This window comes from Clostridium sp. AM29-11AC, assembly GCF_003480545.1.
Classification (GTDB): Bacteria; Bacillota; Clostridia; order Lachnospirales; family Lachnospiraceae; genus Otoolea; species Otoolea saccharolyticum_A.
In genome coordinates this window covers 39,652-62,466 of the sequence record NZ_QUJI01000007.1, presented here as the reverse complement: position 1 = coordinate 62,466, position 22,815 = coordinate 39,652, and the positions used below count along the sequence as shown (strand labels likewise).

General features: G+C 51.3%; 17 protein-coding genes. All 17 read left to right on the top strand.

The window, feature by feature from the left end; all coding sequences use genetic code 11:
- The first annotated feature begins 23 nt into the window (after window positions 1-23).
- The 17 genes from recO (at window position 24) to DW757_RS07300 (ending at window position 22,804) form a co-directional block, all read left to right on the top strand.
- The gene (gene recO, locus DW757_RS07385) at window positions 24-671 is read left to right on the top strand and encodes a DNA repair protein RecO (protein WP_087381969.1); all 648 of its coding nucleotides are present in this window, start codon (window positions 24-26) and stop codon (window positions 669-671) included.
- A 132-nt stretch (window positions 672-803) separates the two neighbouring features.
- Complete coding sequence (locus DW757_RS07380) at window positions 804-1,448, top strand: hypothetical protein (protein WP_015574414.1); 645 nt, start codon at window positions 804-806, stop codon at window positions 1,446-1,448.
- A 22-nt stretch (window positions 1,449-1,470) separates the two neighbouring features.
- On the top strand, window positions 1,471-2,859 hold the full coding sequence (locus DW757_RS07375) for a glycine--tRNA ligase (RefSeq protein WP_008395827.1): 1,389 nt from the start codon (window positions 1,471-1,473) through the stop codon (window positions 2,857-2,859).
- Between the two features lie 321 nt (window positions 2,860-3,180).
- Window positions 3,181-4,308, top strand: coding sequence for an S-layer homology domain-containing protein (locus tag DW757_RS07370; protein WP_118751391.1), 1,128 nt, complete (start codon window positions 3,181-3,183; stop codon window positions 4,306-4,308).
- 17 nt (window positions 4,309-4,325) lie between these two features.
- Window positions 4,326-6,050 carry an HlyD family efflux transporter periplasmic adaptor subunit gene (locus tag DW757_RS07365; RefSeq protein ID WP_118751390.1) on the top strand — a complete coding sequence of 575 codons (1,725 nt, stop codon included), beginning with the start codon at window positions 4,326-4,328 and terminating at the stop codon, window positions 6,048-6,050.
- A gap of 21 nt (window positions 6,051-6,071) precedes the next feature.
- Complete coding sequence (locus DW757_RS07360; protein WP_118751389.1) at window positions 6,072-6,836, top strand: ABC transporter ATP-binding protein; 765 nt, start codon at window positions 6,072-6,074, stop codon at window positions 6,834-6,836.
- Window position 6,837: 1 nt separating this feature from the next.
- Entirely contained in the window at window positions 6,838-7,974 is a 1,137-nt protein-coding gene (locus tag DW757_RS07355) for an ABC transporter permease (protein ID WP_118751388.1), read from the top strand.
- 625 nt (window positions 7,975-8,599) lie between these two features.
- Window positions 8,600-11,227, top strand: a complete 2,628-nt coding sequence (ppdK, locus tag DW757_RS07350) for a pyruvate, phosphate dikinase (protein WP_008395816.1) — start codon at window positions 8,600-8,602, stop codon at window positions 11,225-11,227.
- Window positions 11,228-11,388: 161 nt separating this feature from the next.
- Window positions 11,389-12,048, top strand: coding sequence for a GntR family transcriptional regulator (locus DW757_RS07345; protein WP_118751387.1), 660 nt, complete (start codon window positions 11,389-11,391; stop codon window positions 12,046-12,048).
- Window positions 12,049-12,446: 398 nt separating this feature from the next.
- Window positions 12,447-13,415 (top strand): aminopeptidase, encoded by a 969-nt coding sequence (locus tag DW757_RS07335; RefSeq protein ID WP_118751385.1) that lies wholly within the window; start codon window positions 12,447-12,449, stop codon window positions 13,413-13,415.
- 66 nt (window positions 13,416-13,481) lie between these two features.
- Entirely contained in the window at window positions 13,482-14,549 is a 1,068-nt protein-coding gene (locus tag DW757_RS07330) for a sodium/glutamate symporter (protein WP_243033490.1), read from the top strand.
- A 272-nt stretch (window positions 14,550-14,821) separates the two neighbouring features.
- Window positions 14,822-15,931, top strand: coding sequence for a helix-turn-helix domain-containing protein (locus tag DW757_RS07325; protein WP_021966478.1), 1,110 nt, complete (start codon window positions 14,822-14,824; stop codon window positions 15,929-15,931).
- An 85-nt stretch (window positions 15,932-16,016) separates the two neighbouring features.
- The gene (locus DW757_RS07320) at window positions 16,017-17,705 is read left to right on the top strand and encodes a sensor histidine kinase (protein WP_118751384.1); all 1,689 of its coding nucleotides are present in this window, start codon (window positions 16,017-16,019) and stop codon (window positions 17,703-17,705) included.
- Between the two features lie 174 nt (window positions 17,706-17,879).
- Window positions 17,880-18,953 carry an ABC transporter substrate-binding protein gene (locus tag DW757_RS07315; protein WP_008395807.1) on the top strand — a complete coding sequence of 358 codons (1,074 nt, stop codon included), beginning with the start codon at window positions 17,880-17,882 and terminating at the stop codon, window positions 18,951-18,953.
- A gap of 254 nt (window positions 18,954-19,207) precedes the next feature.
- Complete coding sequence (locus tag DW757_RS07310; RefSeq protein ID WP_008395803.1) at window positions 19,208-20,722, top strand: sugar ABC transporter ATP-binding protein; 1,515 nt, start codon at window positions 19,208-19,210, stop codon at window positions 20,720-20,722.
- A 1-nt stretch (window position 20,723) separates the two neighbouring features.
- On the top strand, window positions 20,724-21,779 hold the full coding sequence (locus tag DW757_RS07305; protein ID WP_008395802.1) for an ABC transporter permease: 1,056 nt from the start codon (window positions 20,724-20,726) through the stop codon (window positions 21,777-21,779).
- 2 nt (window positions 21,780-21,781) lie between these two features.
- Window positions 21,782-22,804, top strand: a complete 1,023-nt coding sequence (locus DW757_RS07300; RefSeq protein ID WP_008395801.1) for an ABC transporter permease — start codon at window positions 21,782-21,784, stop codon at window positions 22,802-22,804.
- Window positions 22,805-22,815 lie beyond the last annotated feature (11 nt).

Genomic DNA, 22,815 nt, shown 5'->3' with positions numbered 1-22,815 from the left:
GAAGAGGAAGGAGGTGAAAAAACGTGCGGGAACTCATTCAGGCCACAGGGATGGTGATCAGTGCCTCTCCGGTGGGGGACTATGACAAGCGTCTGGTCATTCTGACAAAGGAGAGGGGAAAGATCACCTGCTTTGCGAGAGGGGCCAAGCGGGCGGCCAGCCAGCTGCGGGCTCCGTGCAGGCCGTTTGTGTTCGGCGTTTTTTCACTGTCAGAGGGGAGGGACGCCTATAACCTCTACGGGGCGGAGGTGGAAAACTACTTTGATGAGCTGGCGTCAGATATGGAGTGCGCCTGCTACGCCTCCTATTTTGCAGAGTTTGCGGGATATTACGGCCGTGAGAACGTGGATGAGTCGGAAACCATCCGCCTTCTCTACCAGTCGTTCCGGGCGCTCTTAAAGCCGGCGATTCCCAACAGGCTGGTGAGGCGCATCTTTGAGCTGAGGCTCATGGCTATCCAGGGGGAGTACCGGGAGGCGCCTGACAGGAAGATCAGCGACTCCGCCCTCTATGCCTGGCAGTTTGTGATCTCCACGCCTATTGAAAAGCTGTATACCTTTCTTCTGACCGAACCGGTGTTTGAGGAATTTGCCCGCTGTGTGGAGGACAACAAGAGAAGGTATGTGGACAGGGAATTCCGGTCACTGGAAATTCTCCGGGTGGTTACATAGACGGCTGCCGGCGATTGCAGAAAATCTGTGCAGGATATTGAAAATATGGAATAAAACGGGTATACTAAAACAATATTGCAGCAAAGTGCGGGAACAGGCCGGCTTGCTGCGAAGATTGCAGGAGGGCAGAATATGAAAAAAGCCAGGCTGATGCTTGCGGCTGCGGCCGCGGGGATTCTTCTGGCCGGATGCTCGGCCGGCGGCGCAGGCTCCTTCTCACCGGACAGGAGCTGTGTCTATATCACCTCCGACGGTGATATAAAGAGCGCGCTGGTCCTGGAAACAGAGGAAACCTTTGAGGCAGATGCAGATGAGCTTAGGGAGTTTCTGGAATCGGCGGTAGAGCGGTTCAATGAAAAGACCGGCGGCTCAGAGGGGGAGGAAGTCCCCGTATCTCTTGATTCCTGTTCTGTGCAGGACGGGGAAATGACAGCCGTATTCGGTTACAGGAGCGCGGCGGATCTGATTGCATTCAGACAGAGTGATGAAAATGAGGACACCAGCAATTCCTTTACATCCATAGAGGTGAAAAGCGCGGCGGATGCGGGAACGGCCGGCTGGCTGGCCGGAGAGTTTCAGACCGCGGACGGAAAGGCAGTGTCAGGCCTTGATATTACAAAGGAGCAGAAGGCTCTGGCGGTCAATGTCCAGGGCGGCGGTGTTCTGGAAACAGAAGGGCAGGTGCTCTATATGAGTAACGGTGTGGAAACAATCAGCGACACAGCAGTGACAGTTCCGGAGGGACAGACATCAGTTGTCGTGTTTACAACAAAATAGCGCAGAAATAGGAGGATTCATTATGGAAAAGACGATGGAGAAGATTGTAGCGCTGGCGAAGTCCAGAGGATTTGTGTACCCGGGCTCCGAGATTTACGGCGGCCTTGCCAACACCTGGGACTATGGAAACCTGGGTGTTGAGCTTAAAAACAATGTAAAAAAAGCCTGGTGGCAGAAATTCGTGCAGGAGAGTCCATACAATGTGGGCGTTGACTGCGCCATTCTGATGAACTCCCAGACATGGGTGGCTTCCGGCCACTTAGGCGGCTTCTCCGATCCGCTGATGGACTGCAAGTCCTGCAAGGAGAGATTCCGCGCCGACAAGCTGATTGAGGACTACATGGCTGCCAACAATATCGAGATGGAGGGCTCCGTGGACGGATGGTCCCAGGAGGAGATGAAGCAGTATATTGACGATCACAATATCTGCTGCCCAAGCTGCGGCAAGCATGATTTTACAGATATCCGTCAGTTCAACCTGATGTTCAAGACCTTCCAGGGCGTAACGGAGGATGCGAAGAATACTGTATATTTAAGACCGGAGACTGCTCAGGGTATTTTTGTAAACTTTAAGAATGTTCAGAGAACCTCCAGAAAGAAGATCCCCTTCGGCATCGGCCAGATCGGAAAATCCTTCCGAAACGAGATTACTCCAGGAAACTTTACCTTCCGCACCAGAGAGTTTGAGCAGATGGAGCTGGAATTTTTCTGCGAGCCAGGCACGGATCTGGAGTGGTTTGCATACTGGAAGGAATTCTGCATCAACTGGTTAAAGACTCTGGGAATCAAGGATGACGAGATGCGCGCCAGAGATCACTCTCCGGAGGAGCTCTGCTTCTACAGCAAGGCAACCACAGACCTGGAGTTCCTGTTCCCCTTCGGCTGGGGCGAGCTCTGGGGAATTGCCGACAGAACTGATTACGACCTGACCCAGCACCAGAATACCTCCGGCCAGGATATGACCTACTTTGACGATGAGAAGAAGGAGAAATATATTCCTTATGTTATTGAGCCGTCACTGGGAGCTGACCGCGTGACACTGGCCTTCCTCTGCTCCGCCTACGACGAGGAGGAGATCGGAGAGGGAGATGTGAGAACCGTGCTTCACTTCCATCCGGCCATCGCTCCGGTCAAGATCGGCGTGCTGCCTCTGTCCAAGAAGTTAAACGAGGGCGCAGAGAAGGTTTATGCAGAACTCTCCAAGTATTACAACTGCGAGTTTGACGACAGAGGAAACATCGGAAAGAGATACAGAAGACAGGACGAGATCGGAACTCCGTTCTGCGTAACCTACGACTTTGACTCTGAGACAGACGGTGCAGTGACTGTCAGGGATCGCGATACCATGGAGCAGGTGAGAATCCCGATTGCAGAGCTGAAGAACTATTTTGAGGATAAGTTCCGCTTCTAAGCGGTGAGGTCTGTCTGCCTGGTCTGTCAGAAAGACAGCCAGTGAGACAACAGAAAAAAAGGAAAGAGCGTGCCGCTCAACCATCAATTACATCATAGAATTGATGGTTGAGCGGCATTTTTGCGTGCATTTCTCCCAGTCTGCTGCAGTCATCTCCCAATCTCCCATATGGCTGAACAGAAAATAATACTTTTTGCTCTCACTTAAAGCTGACTTAAGTTTTTTAAAGCTGATTTAAGTTTGACTCTGTAAGATAGTAAAAAATAAGAAATCACAGTTTCTGCCCCGGAGCCGGAACACTCTGAGCGGCAGAGAGGAAAGATGGAGAAGACAGAGAGACAGGATGGTGAAGAGATGAACAGACAGTGCATAGCAGGTTTTATGGCGGTGGTATCGGCAGCTTCCGTATTGACTCCCATAACCGCGGAGGCGTCGTCCAATTACAGTATGAGAAAAAAAGTGGTGGTGGCCGCCGGGATTATGCGGGAGACCTCTGACGACAGCGCTCCGGTTACAAGGGCGCAGTTTGCCGAGATGCTGGTCAAGGCATCCACCCTCAGAAGCAGCGTCAGCGGGGACAACAATGTTTCGGTCTTTGCAGATGTGGACCGGAACAGCGAGTATGCCTCCTATATCAGAGTGGCGGCAGAGCAGGGATGGATGAGCGGCTATCTGGGAGGAAACTTCAGGCCGGATCAGCCTGTCACCATGCAGGAGGCCGTGGGTGCTGTCCTGATGCTTCTGGGATATACGGATGAAGATTTTTCGGGAAATATCATGTCGAACAGAATGGCGAAGGCTACGTATCTGGAGCTGGACGACGGAATCGGAAAGGCGGCGGCTAACAGCCTGGACCGGTATGACTGTGTGAATCTGTTTTACAACCTGCTTAAGACAAACAAAAAAGAGTATGAGGGACAGGAAGAGACAAGCAGCACGGTATACGCTTCCGTTCTCGACTTTTCCCTCACCTCAGACGGAGAGATCAATCCGCTGGAGGCGCTGGAGAGCAAGCTGAAAGGCCCTTACGCCATGGCAGACAGAACTCTTGCCGGGATCCTGCCCTTTTCCACCTCAAAGGCCTCCTTCTACCTGGACGGTGAATCGGCTTCCAGGGATGATATTGAGGAGGAGGCAGTTGTCATTTACTACAACTCCGCGACACGGGCCGTATACGGATACTCAGAGAGCGGAAACGGCCAAAGAGGAGCGACGGAGGGGGAGCTGGAGGCAGTTTACTACAGCTCCTCCGATGTGATGATTCCCACCTCCATTGTAGTGGATGGGACGGAGTACGAGCTGGCCACCTCTGATATGCAGTTCGCATTTTCCGTCTATGGAGAGCTGGAGATAGGAGATACCATAACGGTTATCTGGGAGAATAAAAACAGTTCTGATTCTGAGGATGAGGACAGTCTGGAATATCAGCTGATTGACTATATTGACTAGCAGGAGCGTGGAGTGGAATGAAACAGTTAGTTCCCAAGCAAATGAAAATGCGGATTCGAAAGAACTGGAAGAGAATTGCCGCCGTGTCCGGACTGATTCTGGCAGCAGCCGTCCTCTTTGCGGTCTGGAAATTATCGGAGAGCGGGGAAACAGAGGAAAGCGCAGTCAGCACAGGGAAGGTGACGAGACAGGACATTGTTTCTACCCTTTCGGCGTCAGGGACTCTCGAGCCAAAGGACACCTACAGCATTACCTCCATGGCGGAGGGGGAGGTGGTGGAGGCCTCCTTTGAGGAAGGAGATCAGGTGACGGAAGGGCAGGTGCTCTACCGGATCGACGCTTCGTCTATGGAGTCCAGGCTCCAGTCCGCCTCCAATGATGTGGAGCGGGCCCAGGACAGCTATGACACGGCTGTGAGCGATTACAATGAGGCGGCCTCCAGGTACAGCGGAAATACCTACAAAGCAGAAAAGGCAGGATACATAAAAACTCTGTACATTGAGGCGGGGGATAAAGTGTCCTCCAACACCCAGATTGCAGACATCTATAATGACAGTGTAATGAAAGTGAGGATACCATTTTTAAACACAGAGGCGGCTCAGATCCCAGAGGGAGCACAGGCGGTTCTGACGCTGAGCAGTACCGCAGAACAGATTTCCGGTACTGTCACAGGGGTCAGCAGTATGGATGAGGCACTCACAGGAGGACGGCTGATCCGATATGTCACCATAGAGGTGGAAAATCCGGGAGGCCTGAGCAGTTCGGTAGCGGCCACTGCCCAGGTGAGGGAATTTTATTCCAGCGGAGACGGAACATTTGAGCCGTCCGTGGACACGGTGCTGGTGGCAGATCTGCCTCAGAGTGTGGAGGTGGCGGGACTGCTGGTGCAGGAGGGCGACCTTGTGAGCGTGGGAACCCCTCTTTTCTCCATGACCTCTGATTCGGCAAAGAAGCTCCTGCAGTCCTACAAGGATTCCATGGATACGGCCCAGTCACAGCTTGAATCCGCTCAGTCCAGCCTGGATTCCACTCAGGAAAGCTATGATGATTACACCATCACAGCGCCAATATCCGGGACGGTCATCACAAAGAGCGTCAAGGTGGGAGACAAGATTCAAAACGGCTCCAGCGCCTCCACTCTGGCGGTGATCTATGATCTCTCCGCACTGACCTTCCAGATGAATATTGACGAGCTGGATATCAGTCAGGTGGAGGAAGGGCAGGAGGTGGAGATTCAGGCAGATGCCTTTGAGGGGGAAACCTTCAGCGGGACAGTGACGAATGTGAGTATGGAGGGGATCAGCTCCAACGGTGTGACCTACTATCCTGTCACCGTCACGCTAAATGAGTCAGGAAGTCTTCTTCCCGGCATGAATGTGGATGGGACAATTATCACAGCTTCGGCAGAACAGGTCCTTTCAGTACCCTCCGGCGCCCTGCAGAGGGGGAATGCAGTCTATGTGAAGGACGACAGTGCAGAGGAATCCCAGGGTCCTGTTCCGGCAGGCTTTAAGCAGGTTCAGGTGGAAACGGGGCTTATCAGCTCTGACTATGTGGAGATTGTCTCCGGTGATCTGGAAGAAGGAGATGAGGTCTATGTATCCTCTGATACCCAGGAGAGCGCTCAGCAGCCGGCAGATGTACCGGGAGGAATGAACGGTATGGGCGGAGGCGGCTTTGAGGGAGGCGGCTTCGGAGGAGGCGGCATGGAAGGCGGCCCTGGCGGCGGCAGGCAGAGATAGAGGAGGCAGGCCGGACATGGCATGGCAGAAGAAAGGTGCGCAAAGATGGACAGAGTACCGTTAATTGAACTGAGAAATATCTATAAAATCTATCAGATGGGCAGCACAGAGGTGAGAGCCAACGATGGGATCAGTCTGAACATTTACAGAGGAGAGTTTGTGGCGATCGTGGGGAAATCAGGAAGCGGGAAATCCACTCTGATGAACATTATAGGAGCTCTCGATGTGCCTACAGAGGGGGAATATTTTCTGGGAGGGGAGGACGTGTCACATATGAGTGACGATCAGCTGGCTGAGATAAGGAATAAAACCATAGGATTTATCTTCCAGCAGTACAACCTGCTGCCAAAAGACAGCCTTCTGGAAAATGTGGAGCTGCCCCTCCTCTATGCCGGTGTCCCAAAGGAAGAGCGAAGACAGCGGGCCATGCAGGCTCTTAGGCGGGTGGGACTGGAGGATAAGTGGAAGAACAGGCCGAAACAGCTTTCAGGAGGACAGCAGCAGAGAGTATCCATCGCCAGAGCCCTGGCCGGGAACCCTTCTCTGATTCTGGCCGATGAGCCTACCGGTGCGCTGGACTCAAGGACCAGCCGGGAAGTGCTGGATTTTCTGAAGGAGCTGAACCAGGAGGGAAATACTATTGTGATTATCACTCATGACAGCTCTATCGCCCTGGAGGCTAAGCGGGTGGTGCGGATTAAAGACGGAAAAATAAATTTTGACGGGGATGTGAAAGAATATGCGGCAGTCCTTTCATCTGGCGATAAAAAGTATATGGAGCAATAAGATGCGCTCTGCTCTGACCATGCTTGGAATCATCATCGGAGTGGCGGCCGTGATTATTCTGGTCGGTCTGGTCAACGGGCAGATGTCCTATATGACGGAGAGCTTTTCTGATATGGGAACGGATCAGGTTACGGTGAATCTGGTGAATTTGAGCACCCGCTCTGTATCGGATGAGGAGATGTATGAGTTTTACGAGGAAAACAGGGAGTATTTCGGGGAAATGTCCCCTTCCGTATCTGTTCAGGGAACTGTCAAGGCGGGGAATGACTCGTTTACCTCCACCTCCGTCACAGGAGTCAGTGAGGAGTTCCTGGATCTGAAGCATCAGGAACTTGCAGCAGGGCGGTTTATCCAGTATTCGGATCTGATTTCCAGGCAGAAGATCTGCGTTATCGGAAGCTATCTGGCCCAGGAACTGTACGGGGGCAGCGACAGGGCTTTAGGTGAAACAATCAAGGTCAACGGGGAGGCCTATGAGATTGTGGGCTGTGTTGAACGGCAGGCAGGAGAGGGGGAAGAGATGGAGGAAGGACGGAGCGATGATACCCTTTACCTGCCCTACACCACAGCAGTGAAGCTGGCCAGAAACGGTCAGATCAACACCTACCTGTTTACGGTCCGGGACACAGGCAGTACAGATACGGTTCGGGAGCTGTTCGACCGCTTTCTCTACCCGGTTTTTAAGGATGAGGATCTCTACTCCATAACTTTTATGAGTGAGATGCTGGATTCACTGAATTCCATGATTGCCATGATGTCTCTGCTGGTAGGCGGGATCGCCGGAATCTCTCTGCTGGTAGCCGGAGTGGGCGTCATGAATATTATGCTGGTGTCCGTGACAGAGCGGACCAGGGAGATCGGGATCCGAAAGTCCCTGGGGGCGAAGCGAAGAACCATTATGCAGCAGTTTGTGATGGAGGCTGCTGTCACGAGCTCCATTGGCGGGCTTCTGGGAATCGGTCTGGGATGTACTTTAACGGGCTGGATTGGAAAGCTGATGGGGATGGAGGCAGTCCCCACGCCTGCTTCCATCCTGGTATCCTTCGGCGTCTCTGTGGGAATCGGGCTTCTGTTCGGCTATATGCCGGCCAGCCGGGCCGCCAGGCTGAACCCCATCGATGCCCTCAGAAGCGATTAGGAGGAGGGCGTGCGCCCTATAAAATCAAAAGGAGAGATACGTCTTCGTGAGCAAGCTCCCGCGCCGCATCTCTGTCTGTGATTTTGCAGGAGACTTTTAGGGAGCAGTTAAGCCATGCCATTCATCATTTGACTGAGGAACTGAAAAGAGGAAGTGTCAGGCCACGCCCGTCAAATGATTCATGAGGGCGTGCGCCCTATAAAATCAAAAGGAGAGATACGTCTTCGTGAGCAAGCTCCCGCGCCGCATCTCTCCTTTTGATTTTGCATGGCTTAACTGTACAAAATTTGGAAAGATTTGAAGAAAACCCCTTTACTACTTACAAGTTTATGTTATAATATTCACGAAAGACAGGCTGATGACAAGCGCATATCTAAGAAACTGTCAGGCCGGACAGAATTTGCCACAAAAACGGCCCGCTGCAGGCGGGATTTGTTGTTCTTCTGCTTATTTGGGGAGGTGCAGGAAGGCTGGCTCTGTTCGGAGTTCCGGGCTGAGGGCTTTTTAGGCATGCGCTTGTGAGGGCGCATCGGGGCATTTTCCGCCGGGAGATGTCCCCGGCGGTAACAGTCCGTCTTACAATTTAAGCGGGGAAACCTGCAAAACAATAGGAGGAATACAACTTATGGCAAAGAAATGGGTTTATTTGTTCAGCGAAGGCAATGCCACGATGAGAAACCTGTTAGGTGGCAAGGGCGCTAACCTGGCTGAGATGACAAACTTAGGCCTTCCTGTACCGCAGGGCTTTACGATCACAACAGAAGCCTGCACACAGTACTATGAGGATGGCAGAAAGATCAACGATGAGATCATGGCTCAGATCATGGAGTACATCTCCAAGATGGAAGAGATCACAGGAAAGAAATTCGGTGACAAGGAGAACCCACTTCTGGTTTCCGTTCGTTCCGGTGCCAGAGCTTCCATGCCTGGTATGATGGATACAATCTTAAACCTCGGTTTAAATGAGGAAGTAGTAGAGGTTCTGGCTAAGAAATCCGGCAATCCGCGCTGGGCTTGGGACTGCTACAGAAGATTTATCCAGATGTTCTCCGACGTTGTTATGGAAGTCGGCAAGAAGTACTTCGAGGAATTAATCGACAAGATGAAAGCAGAGAAGGGCGTTACACAGGACGTAGAGCTCACTGCTGATGACTTAAAGGAGCTGGCTAACCAGTTCAAGGCTGAGTATAAGCAGAAGATCGGCGAGGACTTCCCAACTGATCCGAAGACTCAGTTAATGGAGGCTATCAAGGCTGTATTCCGTTCCTGGGACAACCCACGTGCAAACGTATACCGTCGTGACAACGATATCCCATACTCCTGGGGTACTGCTGTAAACGTACAGATGATGGCATTCGGAAACATGGGCGAGACATCCGGTACAGGTGTTGCCTTCACACGTGATCCGGCTACAGGCGAGAAGCACCTGATGGGCGAGTTCTTAATGAACGCTCAGGGCGAGGACGTAGTTGCCGGTGTTCGTACACCACAGAAGATTGATCAGTTAAAGGAGGTTATGCCGGAGGTTTACGAGCAGTTCGTAGGCATCTGCCATACTCTTGAGGATCACTACAGAGATATGCAGGATATGGAGTTTACTATCGAGGACAGAAAGCTCTATATGCTTCAGACACGTAACGGTAAGAGAACAGCTAAGGCTGCATTAAAGATTGCCTGCGATTTAGTAGATGAGGGAATGATCTCTGAGGAGAAGGCAGTTACCATGATCGACCCGAGAAACCTGGATACACTGCTTCACCCACAGTTCGACGCAAAGGCATTAAAGGAGGCTGCTCCGGTTGCTCAGGCATTAGCTGCATCTCCAGGAGCTGCCTGCGGTAAGATCGTCTTCACAGCAGAGGATGCTAAGGAGTGGGCTGCCAAGGGCGAGAAGGTTGTTCTGGTTCGTCTTGAGACATCCCCGGAGGATATCGAGGGTATGAAGGCTGCTCAGGGTATTCTGACAGTCCGCGGCGGTATGACATCCCACGCAGCAGTAGTTGCACGTGGTATGGGAACCTGCTGTGTATCCGGCTGCTCCGAGATCGCTATGGATGAGGAGAACAAGAAGTTCGTTCTGGCTGGAAAAGAGTACCATGAGGGAGACTGGTTATCCATCGACGGTTCCACAGGTAAGATCTACGACGGAATCATCCCGACAGTAGACGCTTCCATCGTTGGAGAGTTCGGAAGAATCATGGCTTGGGCTGACAAGTACAGAAGATTAAAAGTTCGTACAAACGCTGATACTCCGGCTGACGCTAAGAAGGCACGCGAGTTAGGTGCAGAGGGTATCGGACTTTGCCGTACAGAGCATATGTTCTTCGAGGGCGACAGAATCGACGCATTCCGCGAGATGATCTGCGCTGATACAGTAGAGGAGAGAGAGGCAGCTCTCGAGAAGATCCTTCCGGTACAGCAGGGCGACTTCGAGAAGTTATACGAGGCTCTGGAGGGCAACCCAGTTACCATCCGTTTCCTGGATCCGCCATTACACGAGTTCGTTCCTACAGAGGAAGAGGACATCAAGAAGCTGGCTGACGCTCAGGGCAAGACCGTTGAGCAGATCAAGACAATCATTGACAGCTTACACGAGTTCAACCCGATGATGGGTCACCGTGGCTGCCGTCTGGCTGTGACATATCCTGAGATTGCAAAGATGCAGACAAAGGCTGTTATCCGCGCAGCAATCAACGTACAGAAGGCACATGCTGACTGGAAGGTTGAGCCGGAGATCATGATCCCGCTCGTTGGCGATGTAAAAGAGTTAAAGTATGTTAAGAAGGTAGTTGTTGAGACAGCAGACGCTGAGATCGCAGCAGCAGGCGTAGAGCTCAAGTACGAGGTTGGTACAATGATCGAGATCCCGAGAGCATGCGTGACAGCAGATGAGATTGCAAAAGAGGCTGAGTTCTTCTGCTTCGGTACAAACGACCTGACACAGATGACATACGGCTTCTCCCGTGACGATGCAGGTAAGTTCTTAAATGCTTACTACGATGCTAAGATCTTCGAGAACGATCCATTCGCTAAGCTTGACCAGGATGGCGTTGGCAAGCTGATGGAGATGGCTATCAAGTTAGGAAAGGCTGAGCGCCCAACCTTACATGTCGGCATTTGCGGCGAGCACGGCGGAGATCCTTCTTCCGTAGAGTTCTGCCACAAGATTGGTCTGGACTATGTTTCCTGCTCACCATTCCGTGTGCCGATCGCACGTCTGGCAGCAGCTCAGGCCGCTCTGAACAATAAATAATGAAGCGGACAGTGACAGTCTACTGTTAATAGAACGATCCGTTTAAAAGCTAGCCCCCCACATCTGTGAGGGGCTAACTTTATCTGCCGGCCCTGCAGAAACAGCCTGCCGGGCAGATGCAGGTACGGGATGTTTTGGAATGATTACTTGAATGAGGGAAGATGGAACAGACAGAATACAGGAGGATTCCAGCAGTTACCAGGATTCCTCTCAGCGAAAAAGCATACCGCTCCTTGATGGAGTCTATCGTCAGCGGTGTTTTGCCTCCCGGGACAGAGCTGAGGGAGCAGCATGTGGCAAAACAGATGGGAATCAGCGCTACCCCGGTACGGGAGGCATTCAAGCGGCTGGCAAGCGACGGGCTGATTGAGATTATTCCTTACCGCGGCGCAGTCGTAAAAGAGCTGGATCAGAGAGAAATTGAAGAGGCCTATGCCTGCCGTGAGGCGCTGGAGCACCTGGCGGTAGAGCAGGTAATCGAGAGAGTCAGCCAGGAGGAGATCGATAAGCTCTACCGGATGATCGAGGAGTTTGAACAGACAGAGGGGGTAGCGGAGATCGCCAGGGCAAGCCAGCAGTTTGACGATCAGATTTATCAGCTGACAGGAAACAGAATTCTCAAAAACCTGCTGGAAATGCTCAAGGGAGTGATCAGCAGGGACAGAAAATATTCCGCCGGAAGCCCGGAACGAAAGCATGAGATCTGCGAGGAGCACCGGGCCGTTGTGGACGCTCTCGCGAAGCGTGATGTGGAGGCTGCCAGGAGGGCAGTGTCCACCCATATCCATAATGGAAGGAAATACATTGAGGGAAAAAAGTAAGCTCTCCTCAGAAGCAGGAAAGAAGAGCCAAAGGGCAGGCGGCCGCAAAAAAAAGGGAGACTGCTGCAGAATGGAATGGAAGTGCAGAATATAGCGCCAGGCTTCACGCCGCGGGCAGTATTTCTGTATGAAAGTCTGGTTTTGCAGCAGTCTCTCTGTGTCTGGAGAACTTCTTCAGGGAGAATTAGAAAAGCAGGGGAATAGAAAGTTAGAAAAAAAGGGGCAAACAATCATATTGAGGATTGACAAATTATAATATATTCTATAGAATATATTATATAGAAAATAAAACAGTAAAGAGACTAAGAAGAGAAGAAGGACAAAGAGACTGTGGAGAAGTAAAAGTAAAAGTAAAAGTAAAAGTAAAAGTAAAAGTAAAAGGAGAAGGAGGATTGGCAATGGAAAACATTTATATGTCCAGAGGAGCAGACAAGGTGGTCAACACGTGTATGAAGGTCCGGCCAGGAGAGCAGATCCTGATTGTGACGGAGCTGTCCAGACTGAGCATCGCCCAGGCACTGGCCTCGGAGGTTTACCGGGCAGGGGCAGAGCCGGCCGTCTGCATCATGGAGCCGCGAAAGAGGGACGGAGAGGAGCCGCCGAAGGAAATTGCAGCAGCCATGCTGGCGAGCGACGGATTTATTTCGGTGGTTGGAAAATCCATCACCCATACAGAGGCAGTAAAATCGGCGATAGGGGCAGGCTCCCGGGGACTCGTTCTGACCCATTTTACGGAAGAGATGATGATTCACGGGGGAATCGAGGGAGATTTCGAGAAGCTGAAGCCGCTGTGCATCAATATGGCGCAGGCTATGGCAGGAGCCAAAAAGATTGTGCTGACCTCTCCGGGAGGAACGCATCTGGAGTATTCTGCCGAGGGGCGCAGAGGAAACCATCTGTACTGCATGGTGGAAAAAGGGCAGTTTTCTACGCTTCCCACTGTTGAGGCAAACGTATCCCCGGTTGAGGGAAGCGCCAATGGAATTATTGTGGCAGACGGAAGCATCCCCTACATCGGGATCGGCGTGCTGGAGGAGCCGGTTACGCTCCGGGTAGAAAATGGAAGGATTGTGGAGATCACGGGAGGATGTCAGGCCAAAATGCTGGCAGACGATCTGGCATCCAAGAATGATCCGAACGTATATAATATAGCGGAGCATGGCGTGGGGCTGAATCCCAAGTGCCGTTTCTGCGGGTTTATGCTGGAGGACGAGGGAGTTTTCGGAACCTGCCATATCGGAATCGGAACGAGCATTACACTGGGAGGAAAGGTAAAGGCCAGCTGTCACTACGATGTGATTATGAAAAATGGAACTATCGTGGCAGACGGAAGAGTTCTGATGGAAAATGGAGTGCCGAAAATCTGATCAGAGCGATAAGGTAAAAGGCAGGGAAGGTAACGCAGGGCAGAGAAGGTTAAGGGGGAAATCAAGATGACGGAGATTAGTTTCAATGTTTACTATACCATAGCGCTGGCAGTTCTGGCGCTGATGCTGGGCGATTTTATCAAAAAACGTATTTATGTGCTTCGAAAATTCTGCATTCCGACTCCGGTGGTGGGCGGTGTGCTGGTTGCGCTTCTCATTACAGCTTTAAACCTGTCCGGCACGGCTTCTGTAAGTCTGGACAGCTCGTTCAATGAATTTTTCAGCCTGCTTTTTTATGCGGGAATTGGCTATACGGCAAGCTGGAAACTGCTGAAAAAAGGAGGACCTCAGGTGATTCTGTTCCTGGTGCTCTCCAGTATTCTGGTTGTCTTCCAGAACGGCCTGGGAATTGTGATCTGCCATATAATGGGAATTAACCCTCTGATCGGTATGGCCTGCGGCTCGATCCCCATGGTAGGAGGAAACGGTACAGCCGCTGCCTGGGGGCCCATCCTGGAGAGTGCCGGGCTGGACGCCGGAACCACGATTGCCACAGCTGCCTCCACCTTCGGTCTGGTAGCAGGAGCGCTTCTGGGAGGACCCATTGGAAGGTTCCTCATCGAGAAAAAACATCTGAAACCCGGCTTGGAGACGAAAGAAATGAAGTTTGGAGATAAGGAGGAGGAAGCAGAGATTGATGAGAAGAGGATGACTGCCGCTGCCTACCAGATCCTGCTGACTGTGGGACTGGGGACGCTGATTTCCTACCTTCTGGAACTGACAGGGCTTGAATTTCCTGCCTCCGTGGGAGCCATGACTGCCGCTGCCATACTGAGAAATATCGCGGATCACTCAGATAAGCTGGATCTGAAGCTCCCGGAGCTGTCCATCATTTCCAATATATCTCTGCTGGTGTTCCTGGCCCTCTCCATGATGACCATGGAGCTGTGGAAACTGATTGACCTGGCAGTGCCCATGTTCATTATCCTGCTGGCCCAGATGATTTTAATTACCCTGTATGGAATCTTTGTCAATTTCCGGTTTATGGGAAGAAACTTTGACGCCGCTGTGATGACGGTAGGAATGACAGGTTTCGGCCTTGGAGCTGTACCGACGGCTATGGCTAATATGTAGGTGATTGAGAGCAAGTACGGCTCCTCCCCCAGCGCATTCTTCATTGTGCCTCTCGTGGGAAGCCTGTTCATCAATCTGGTAAATTCTGCCATTATTACAGGATTTTTGAATTTTCTATAAGTAAAATATACCAGACACAGGCGTATGCCTGCATATTACATATTTCAGTGGAAACCCTCCGGTCAGTATGATATGATATATCGTACAGCCGGAGGTTTTTTGCGCTGTCCGGCAGTGTGAAAACCGGGAAACGGGAAAAGAGGGGGAGAAGAATGATAAAGGTATTTCTGGTGGAGGACGAGCCGATTATCAGAAAAGGAATTCGTGATAATATTGACTGGGCGGCTAATGGATTTCAGTTTGTGGGAGAAGGGGGAGACGGGGAGTATGCCTATCCCCTGATTCTGGAGACGGAGCCGGACATCCTGGTTACAGATGTCAAGATGCCCTTTATGGACGGGCTGGAGCTGAGCAGGCTGGTAAAAAAAGCCCTTCCTGATATAAAGATTGTGATTTTAAGCGGATACAACGAGTTTGACTACGCCAAGGAAGCGATAAAGATGGGAATCAGCGACTATATCCTGAAGCCGGTGACCTCAGCGGCTCTCGTGGAGGCGTTAAAGCGGGTGGCCGATACGATCCGGGAGGAGAGAGAGAGGGAGAAGCTGCTGGAGCGGTATTTTGCCAGCTATAAAAAGTATACGGAATTTCTGGATCAGACGGACTACCGGGGAGTGGATCGGAGGCTGATTGAGGAATTTTTAAAACTGGGCTCTGTGGACGAGTGTGAGACATTTGTGGAGGAATATTTTGCGGCTGTGGGGGAGAACAACTATAAATCTCTGCTGCTGCGCCAGTATATGGTGGTGGATATTTTCTACTGTGTCCAGGAGTTTGTCAGAAATCTCGGAATCGAGGAGGAGCTGCCGGAGAGTTTTCGGGATATAAAGAGGATCCCCCAGGCGATTACAGAGGTGGAGAAAACAAAACACTATCTGGTGGGGTTGTTCGGATGTGCGCTGGAAGTCAGAGACAGAGTCTCCTCGGATCGGTATGGGCAGGTGATCCGCGAAGCCAAGAGCTTCATAAAGGAAAACTTTTCCAGGGGAGATTTTTCTTTAAACCTGGTAGCTGCCCATATCGGGGTAAGCCCCAGCTATTTCAGCTCCATTTTCCGGCAGGAAACGGGGCAGACCTTTGTGGAGTATCTGACGCGGGTGAGGATTGACAGCGCCTGTGAGATGCTCAAATGCACAAATCTCAGAACTGCAGAGATCGGTGAGCGTGCAGGATACAATGATCCCCACTACTTCAGCTCTGCCTTTAAAAAGGTTATGGGAATGTCGCCGAAGGAGTATAAGACGTCGGTCAGACAGGGGTAGCATCAGGCAGGATTGGCTGGTACTCCGGAAGGGGCCGCACCGTGGAAAAACGGCTTGAACTGCCGGAACAGGGGAGGAAAACGGGATGAGAGGGCAGATAAAAACAGGTGGAGATGAGAAAAGAGAGATTCCCCGCATGAGACTGACGGAAAACTCAGAAGAAAGAAAAGAGGAACAGGAGGGCAGACAGCCTGTGAGTAATTCCGGGAAAGAGCAGGAAAGAACAGGGGCCAGAAGGATTTTATATTTTTTTACGCTGAACCGGAGGATGAGTCTGCTGATTCTGGTGACAGCAATTCCTCTGACCTGCATGGTTTTGGGGATTGTCTCCCTGATCAGAGAATACTCGGCATCCTACGCCACGATTATGTCGAATCTGAGAATTGCCAATGAATACAATATGAAATTTAAGGAGGACATGGAGTATTCCATGTACCGGGTTATGATCGGGCTTTTGAAGCCGGAGCAGTTTCAGGACGGGGACATCATAGAGGGGAGAACCCAGTATGCTACGATAGTCAAGAATCCCTACAATATGATCGAGTCGGCCAGGAGGGATTTTGAGTCTATTGAGAGGGAGAGAGGCTCTGACAGAGATATTAAAATCAGAGGACTTTTATCCTGCCTGGATTCTCTGGAGACGGCGGTGAACAAGCTGATGAACGCCTCCAAGGAGACAACCCCCTACGATGTGCAGCAGTCTATCTGGGAGAATGATATTCAGGGACTCTGTTCCATGATTCAGGACTACATAAACCAGTATATCTATTATGAGACTCTGAGAATGGAGCGTCTGCAGAAGGATCTGGAAACCCAGACAACCCGGCTGCTCATGATATACCTGGTACTGCTGGCTGCGGTGCTGACTGTGGGATTTGCGACTGCGGCAGCGATTGCCCGTTCCGTGACAGGGCCGGTGAAAGATCTCACGGAGACGGCCCGCAGGCTGGGGCAGGGGGATCTGAAGGCCCGGGCGGCCATGAGCGGCATGGCAGAGATCAATGTTCTGGCGAGAACCTTTAATATTATGAGCGATGAAATTGCTGGGCTGATGGATAAGACCAGGAGAGAACAGGAGAATCTGCGTGTGATGGAGCTGAAGCTGAGGCAGGAGCAGATTAACCCTCATTTCCTCTACAATACTCTGGACTCCATTGTCTGGATGGCAGAAGGGGGAAACAACAGGCAGGTAGTGGAGATGACCTCGGATTTGAGCGACTTCTTCCGGACAGTGCTCTCTGAAGGACACGATTTCATCACCATCGCAGAGGAGGAACAGCATATCAGAAGCTATCTGAAAATCCAGAAGATCCGCTATGAGGATGTGCTGGACTACCGGATAGAGATGGAGGAGAGGATCCGCAGCAGGGTGGTGCTCAAGATGATCCTCCAGCCTATCGTGGAGAATGCCCTCTACCATGGAATTAAGAATAAACGAGGAGGAGGCACAATCTCCATTCGCGGATATGAGGATAAAAACGGGATTGTCTTCGAGGTAGAGGATGACGGAACCGGAATGGATCAGGAAACTCTCTCAAAACTGAGAGAAAAGATAAAGAGCGGCAGAGAGGGCAGGGAGGAGCCGGTCAGAAAGAGCGGAGGCTTCGGACTGAGCAACGTGGCCCAGAGGCTTTCCATGTACTATGGAGAATCGTCGGCCCTTGTGATTGAATCAGAGAAGGGTGTGGGCACCTGCGTAAAGCTGTATCTGGGGCAGATTCCCCTTTCCCGCCGGGAGGATGAGAAAAGCAGAACAGAGCAGGTGCGGCCATGAGAGCTACCTTAAAAAAACATACCTTTATAGTAAAAAAATATACGTTTTATTATTGACAGAAAAAATTTCTTAAAAAAATTATACTTTTTTCAAAAGAAGCTCTGTTTAAAAAAGACAGGGCTTTTTTTATAATAAAGTTATCAGAAACGGAACTGAAAAAAGGAGGAAACAAATATGAAAAAGAGATTCTTATCAATCGCTCTGATGATGGCTATGTCAGCATCCCTGATCGCGTGCAGCTCTCAGGCAGAAGCACCGGCTGAGACAACAGCAGCAGGAACAGAGGCAGCTGACACAGAGGCAGCTTCTGAGGCAGGAGAGGAAGCAGCTGCCGATACAGCTGACGGCGATCTGATTACAGTGGGCTATGCACAGGTTGGCGCTGAGTCTGACTGGAGAACAGCTAACACAGAGTCCTTTAAGTCCACTTTCACAGAGGAGAACGGCTACAAGCTGATCTTTGATGATGCACAGCAGAAACAGGAAAATCAGATTAAGGCAATCCGTTCCTTCATCCAGCAGGATGTAGATTACATAGTTGTTGCCCCTGTTGTAGAGACAGGATGGGAGACAGTTCTCGAGGAGGCCAAGGAAGCAGGAATTCCGGTTATCCTTTCTGACCGTCAGATGCAGGTTTCCGATGACAGCCTGTATGAGTGCTGGGTAGGAGGAAACTTCATCAAAGAGGGCGAGACCTGCGGAAACTGGCTGGCTGATTACCTGGAGTCTCAGGGAAGAGCAGACGAGGACATCAACATCGTTACTATTCAGGGTACCATCGGCGCTTCTGCACAGATTGGACGTACAGAGGGATTCGGAAACATTCTGGAGCAGCATCCAAACTGGCATATGCTTGACATGCAGTCCGGAGACTTCACACAGGCTAAGGGCCAGGAAGTTATGGAGTCCTTCTTAAAGAGCTACGATGATATTGACGTAGTTGTATGCGAGAACGACAACTCCGCATTTGGTGCAATCGATGCCATCAAGGCAGCAGGAAAGACCTGCGGACCGGACGGAGACATCATCGTTGTAGGTTTCGACTCTGTAAAAGCTGCATTTGAGTCTATGATCGCAGGCGACATGAATGCTACCTTCGAGTGCAACCCGCTTCACGGACCTCGTGTAGATGAGATTATTCAGAAGTTGGAGGCAGGAGAGGAAGTAGAGAAGATTCAGTACGTTGACGAGGGATACTTCGACACAACAATGGATCTGGAGTCCATCCTGGAGACAAGAGCATACTAATTAAAAGCATATAAAGAAGAATCAGAGCAGCCCGATGATTCATCAGCTAAGATGCGGGGGCCGAAGGCGGAGGCCTTTGGCCCCCGCTTTCGCATTTCAGGGGAAATTCAACAGGATTTTCTGTGAGGTGAGAGAGCCCTGCCGGGCAGGAGCAAGCTCAGGTGAGGCAAAATCAGCCCTGGAAAAGACCCCCTGGGAGGGATTCTATACAGAAGGCTGACGGGCAGAATGGAAGGTAAGGAGGCAGGACGTTTATGGAACAGGGCAGCGTGCTAGAAATGAGACACATTTATAAAACGTTTCCGGGCGTGAAGGCTCTCCAGAACGTAGATTTTACCCTGAAAAAGGGAGAGATCCATGCACTGATGGGAGAGAACGGAGCAGGAAAATCCACGCTCATCAAGGTGCTTACGGGAGTGGAGGAGTTTGAGACGGGAGAGATCCGCGTTGACGGCATAGAAGGAAACGTCGTAAACAGAAGTCCCCAGGAGGCGCAGAAGAGAGGAATCAGCACCGTTTACCAGGAGATTAACCTCTGTCCGAATCTGACGGTTGCGGAAAATCTCTTCATTGGAAGAGAGCCGAGAAAGGGAGGCTTTATTGACTGGAAGGAAATGAACCGCCGTTCGGCAAAGCTCTTAGAGGAGCTGGATATTCATGCGGATGTAACGAAGACAATCGACAATTATTCCATTGCCATCCAGCAGATGATCGCTATTGCGAGGGCAGTGGATATGTCGGCGAAGGTTCTGATCCTGGATGAGCCCACGTCCTCCCTGGATGACGGCGAGGTAGAAAAGCTGTTCTCCCTGATGCGCAGGCTCAAGGGAGAAGGGGTAGGCATCATTTTTGTCACCCACTTCTTAGAGCAGGTGTATGCAGTCTGCGACAAGATCACAGTTCTTCGAAACGGCCAGCTGGTGGGGCAGTACACAACGGCGGAGCTTCCCAGAGTACAGCTTGTGGCCAGAATGATGGGGAAGGATTTTGACGATCTGGCATCCATCAAGACAGAGAAAACAGAGATCCGGGAGAGCGAGGAGGATCTGGTTATCAAGGCGGTAGGCCTTGGAAAGAAGGGGTACATAAAGCCCTTTGATCTGGTTATCAGAAAGGGAGAGGTCGTAGGCTTTACGGGACTTCTCGGCTCCGGGCGATCCGAGACTGTAAGACTCCTGTACGGGGCGGAGAAGGCTGACTCCGGAGAACTTTTTGTGAAAGGACAGAAGCATCTGGCAAAGAACCCCCTCTCCTCCATGAACTGCGGTATGGCCTATCTTCCCGAGGATCGGAAAAACGAGGGAATCATTGCAGATCTCTCTGTGAGGGAGAATCTGATCCTGGCCCTCCAGGCTAAGAGAGGTGTGTTCAGGCTCCTTTCCAGAAAGCAGCAGGAGGAGTTCACGGACAAATACATCGAGATGCTGCAGATTAAGACTGCCAGCCGGGAGACGCCGATTAAATCCCTGTCGGGAGGAAATCAGCAGAAGGTTATCATCGGAAGATGGCTTCTTACAAATCCGGATTTCCTGATTCTCGACGAGCCTACAAGGGGAATCGATGTTGGAACCAAGACAGAAATCCAGAAGCTGGTGGTGGAGCTGGCCAAGAAGGGCATGGCTGTGGTATTTATCTCCTCCGAGATTGAGGAGATGCTCAGAACCTGCGATCGCATGGTCGTAATGAGGGACAGCACTAAGGTAGGCGAGCTTTACGGCGATGAGATGAATCAGGCCAGCATTATGGCAACCATTGCGGGAGGTCAGTGATATGAGTGGGACATTAAAAAATATTACGTCAAAGCGGCTGTTTCTGCCGATTTTCTGCCTGGCTCTGGTGCTTTTGATCAATGTGATTACCACGCCGGACTTTTTTCAGATCTCCGTGAGAGACGGAGTACTCTACGGATACATTATCGATATTATCAACCGTGCGTCAGAGCTTGTGATACTGGCAATCGGAATGACCCTGGTTGTCTCCGCCTCCGCCGGAACGGATATCTCCGTGGGCGCGATCATGGCTGTGAGTGCAGCAGTCTGCTGCAACCTGCTGACAGGCGGAGAGAGAGCCGCTACTGAGCTGGCAGCGCCTCTGTTCATGGGCTTTGGAGCAGCGCTCCTGGTGGGTATCCTCATCGGCTGCTTTAACGGTTTTCTCGTTGCAAAACTGAATATTCAGCCCATGGTGGCAACCCTTATTATGTTTACGGCAGGCCGCGGTATTGCCCAGCTGATTACAGACGGCCAGATTACCTATGTGAGGGTGGACAGCTATAAGCTGCTGGGCGCTTCGTTTCCGGGATTCCCGGTGCCCACGCCTTTTATTGTGGCAGTCATTATGGTGGCTGTGACGGCGCTGATTTTAAAGAAAACGGCTCTTGGAATGTACATACAGTCAGTAGGTATCAATAAACGGGCATCCAGGCTTATCGGAATCAAGGCCGTGTTTATTATTTTCCTTACTTATGCCTACTGCGGACTCTGTGCCGGACTGTCGGGACTGATTGCCTCCAGCCGTATCTACTCGGCGGATGCCAACAATATCGGACTGAACATGGAGCTGGACGCTATTCTGGCGGTGGCCATCGGCGGCAACTCCCTGGGCGGAGGAAAGTTTTCTCTGGCAGGCTCTGTGATCGGAGCCTATACGATCCAGGCCCTCACCACAACCCTGTACGCTATGCATGTATCTTCGGATCAGGTTCCTGTCTATAAGGCGGTTGTGGTTGTCATCATTGTGGCACTCCAGTCACCGGGATTTGCCAGATGGAAAAAATCTCTGTCCAGAAAGCAAGAGAAAATGCAGCTTGAGGGAAAGGAGGCTTAACTATGAAACAGAGAAAAAAAATGAATCAGAACAGCTTCCTTCTGCTTATCACGATTCTTCTGTTCTTTATTATGTACGGAATCGGCTGCGTGGTGTTTAAGGATGTTGGCTTTGCAAAAACACAGAACTTTTTGAACCTGTTTATCTCCAATGCGGGACTGATTGTCATCGGCATCGGAATGACAGTGGTTATGATCACGGGAGGCATTGACATCAGCGTGGGCTCCTTTGTGGCTATGGCCTGTATGATGCTTGCGTGGATGATGGAGCGGGGCGGAATCGGAGCAGTCCCCGCAGTGATCATTGTCCTTGTGACAGGCGTGGTATTCGGCCTGGTGCAGGGCTTCCTGGTAGCCTATATGGATATCCAGCCCTTTATTGTGACGCTGGCGGGAATGTTCTTTGCCAGAGGTATGACGGCGATTATTTCCAAGGATATGATAAGCATTACCAATGAAACTTTCATGGCATGGGCGAAGGCCAAGATCTATCTTCCCTTCGGAGGCTACTTAAATAAAAAGGGAATTCTGATCCAGCCGTATATTTACCCGACGGTTGTCATTGCCCTGCTTCTGGTGGTGCTGGCATTTATCATGCTCAAGTATACGAAGTTCGGCCGCAGCCTTTACGCCGTGGGAGGCAACGAGCAGTCTGCCATGATGATGGGACTGAATGTGCGGAAGGTGAAGCTGAAAGCTTACGTGCTGGACGGATTTCTCTGCGGCGTGGGCGGCGTGCTGTTCTGCCTGAATACGCTGGGCGGCTTTGTGGAGCAGGCAAAGGGCTTTGAGATGGACGCCATCGCCTCCTCTGTTATCGGCGGAACTCTCCTGACAGGAGGTGTGGGAAATGTCTTCGGAACGCTGTTCGGTGTTCTGATTAAGGCTACCATCGAGGCTTTTATCACCTTCCAGGGAACTCTGTCCTCCTGGTGGACCAGAATCACCATTGCAGCTCTTCTCTGCTTCTTCATCGTGCTCCAATCTGTGCTGGCCATGATCAAGAAGGGCGGAAAGCAGGATTAGAAGGCAGCTGA

Bases quoted from the DNA above. Each gene is read 5' to 3' on its own strand.
- DW757_RS07335 (WP_118751385.1), top strand. From the start codon at position 12,447: ATGGAAAACATTTATATGTCCAGAGGAGCAGACAAGGTGGTCAACACG.
- DW757_RS07325 (WP_021966478.1), top strand. From the start codon at position 14,822: ATGATAAAGGTATTTCTGGTGGAGGACGAGCCGATTATCAGAAAAGGA.
- DW757_RS07345 (WP_118751387.1), top strand. From the start codon at position 11,389: ATGGAACAGACAGAATACAGGAGGATTCCAGCAGTTACCAGGATTCCT.
- DW757_RS07315 (WP_008395807.1), top strand. From the start codon at position 17,880: ATGAAAAAGAGATTCTTATCAATCGCTCTGATGATGGCTATGTCAGCA.
- DW757_RS07320 (WP_118751384.1), top strand. From the start codon at position 16,017: ATGAGAGGGCAGATAAAAACAGGTGGAGATGAGAAAAGAGAGATTCCC.
- DW757_RS07375 (WP_008395827.1), top strand. From the start codon at position 1,471: ATGGAAAAGACGATGGAGAAGATTGTAGCGCTGGCGAAGTCCAGAGGA.
- DW757_RS07310 (WP_008395803.1), top strand. From the start codon at position 19,208: ATGGAACAGGGCAGCGTGCTAGAAATGAGACACATTTATAAAACGTTT.
- ppdK (WP_008395816.1), top strand. From the start codon at position 8,600: ATGGCAAAGAAATGGGTTTATTTGTTCAGCGAAGGCAATGCCACGATG.
- DW757_RS07300 (WP_008395801.1), top strand. From the start codon at position 21,782: ATGAAACAGAGAAAAAAAATGAATCAGAACAGCTTCCTTCTGCTTATC.
- DW757_RS07370 (WP_118751391.1), top strand. From the start codon at position 3,181: ATGGAGAAGACAGAGAGACAGGATGGTGAAGAGATGAACAGACAGTGC.
- DW757_RS07380 (WP_015574414.1), top strand. From the start codon at position 804: ATGAAAAAAGCCAGGCTGATGCTTGCGGCTGCGGCCGCGGGGATTCTT.
- DW757_RS07355 (WP_118751388.1), top strand. From the start codon at position 6,838: ATGCGCTCTGCTCTGACCATGCTTGGAATCATCATCGGAGTGGCGGCC.
- DW757_RS07360 (WP_118751389.1), top strand. From the start codon at position 6,072: ATGGCAGAAGAAAGGTGCGCAAAGATGGACAGAGTACCGTTAATTGAA.
- DW757_RS07330 (WP_243033490.1), top strand. From the start codon at position 13,482: ATGACGGAGATTAGTTTCAATGTTTACTATACCATAGCGCTGGCAGTT.
- DW757_RS07365 (WP_118751390.1), top strand. From the start codon at position 4,326: ATGAAACAGTTAGTTCCCAAGCAAATGAAAATGCGGATTCGAAAGAAC.
- DW757_RS07305 (WP_008395802.1), top strand. From the start codon at position 20,724: ATGAGTGGGACATTAAAAAATATTACGTCAAAGCGGCTGTTTCTGCCG.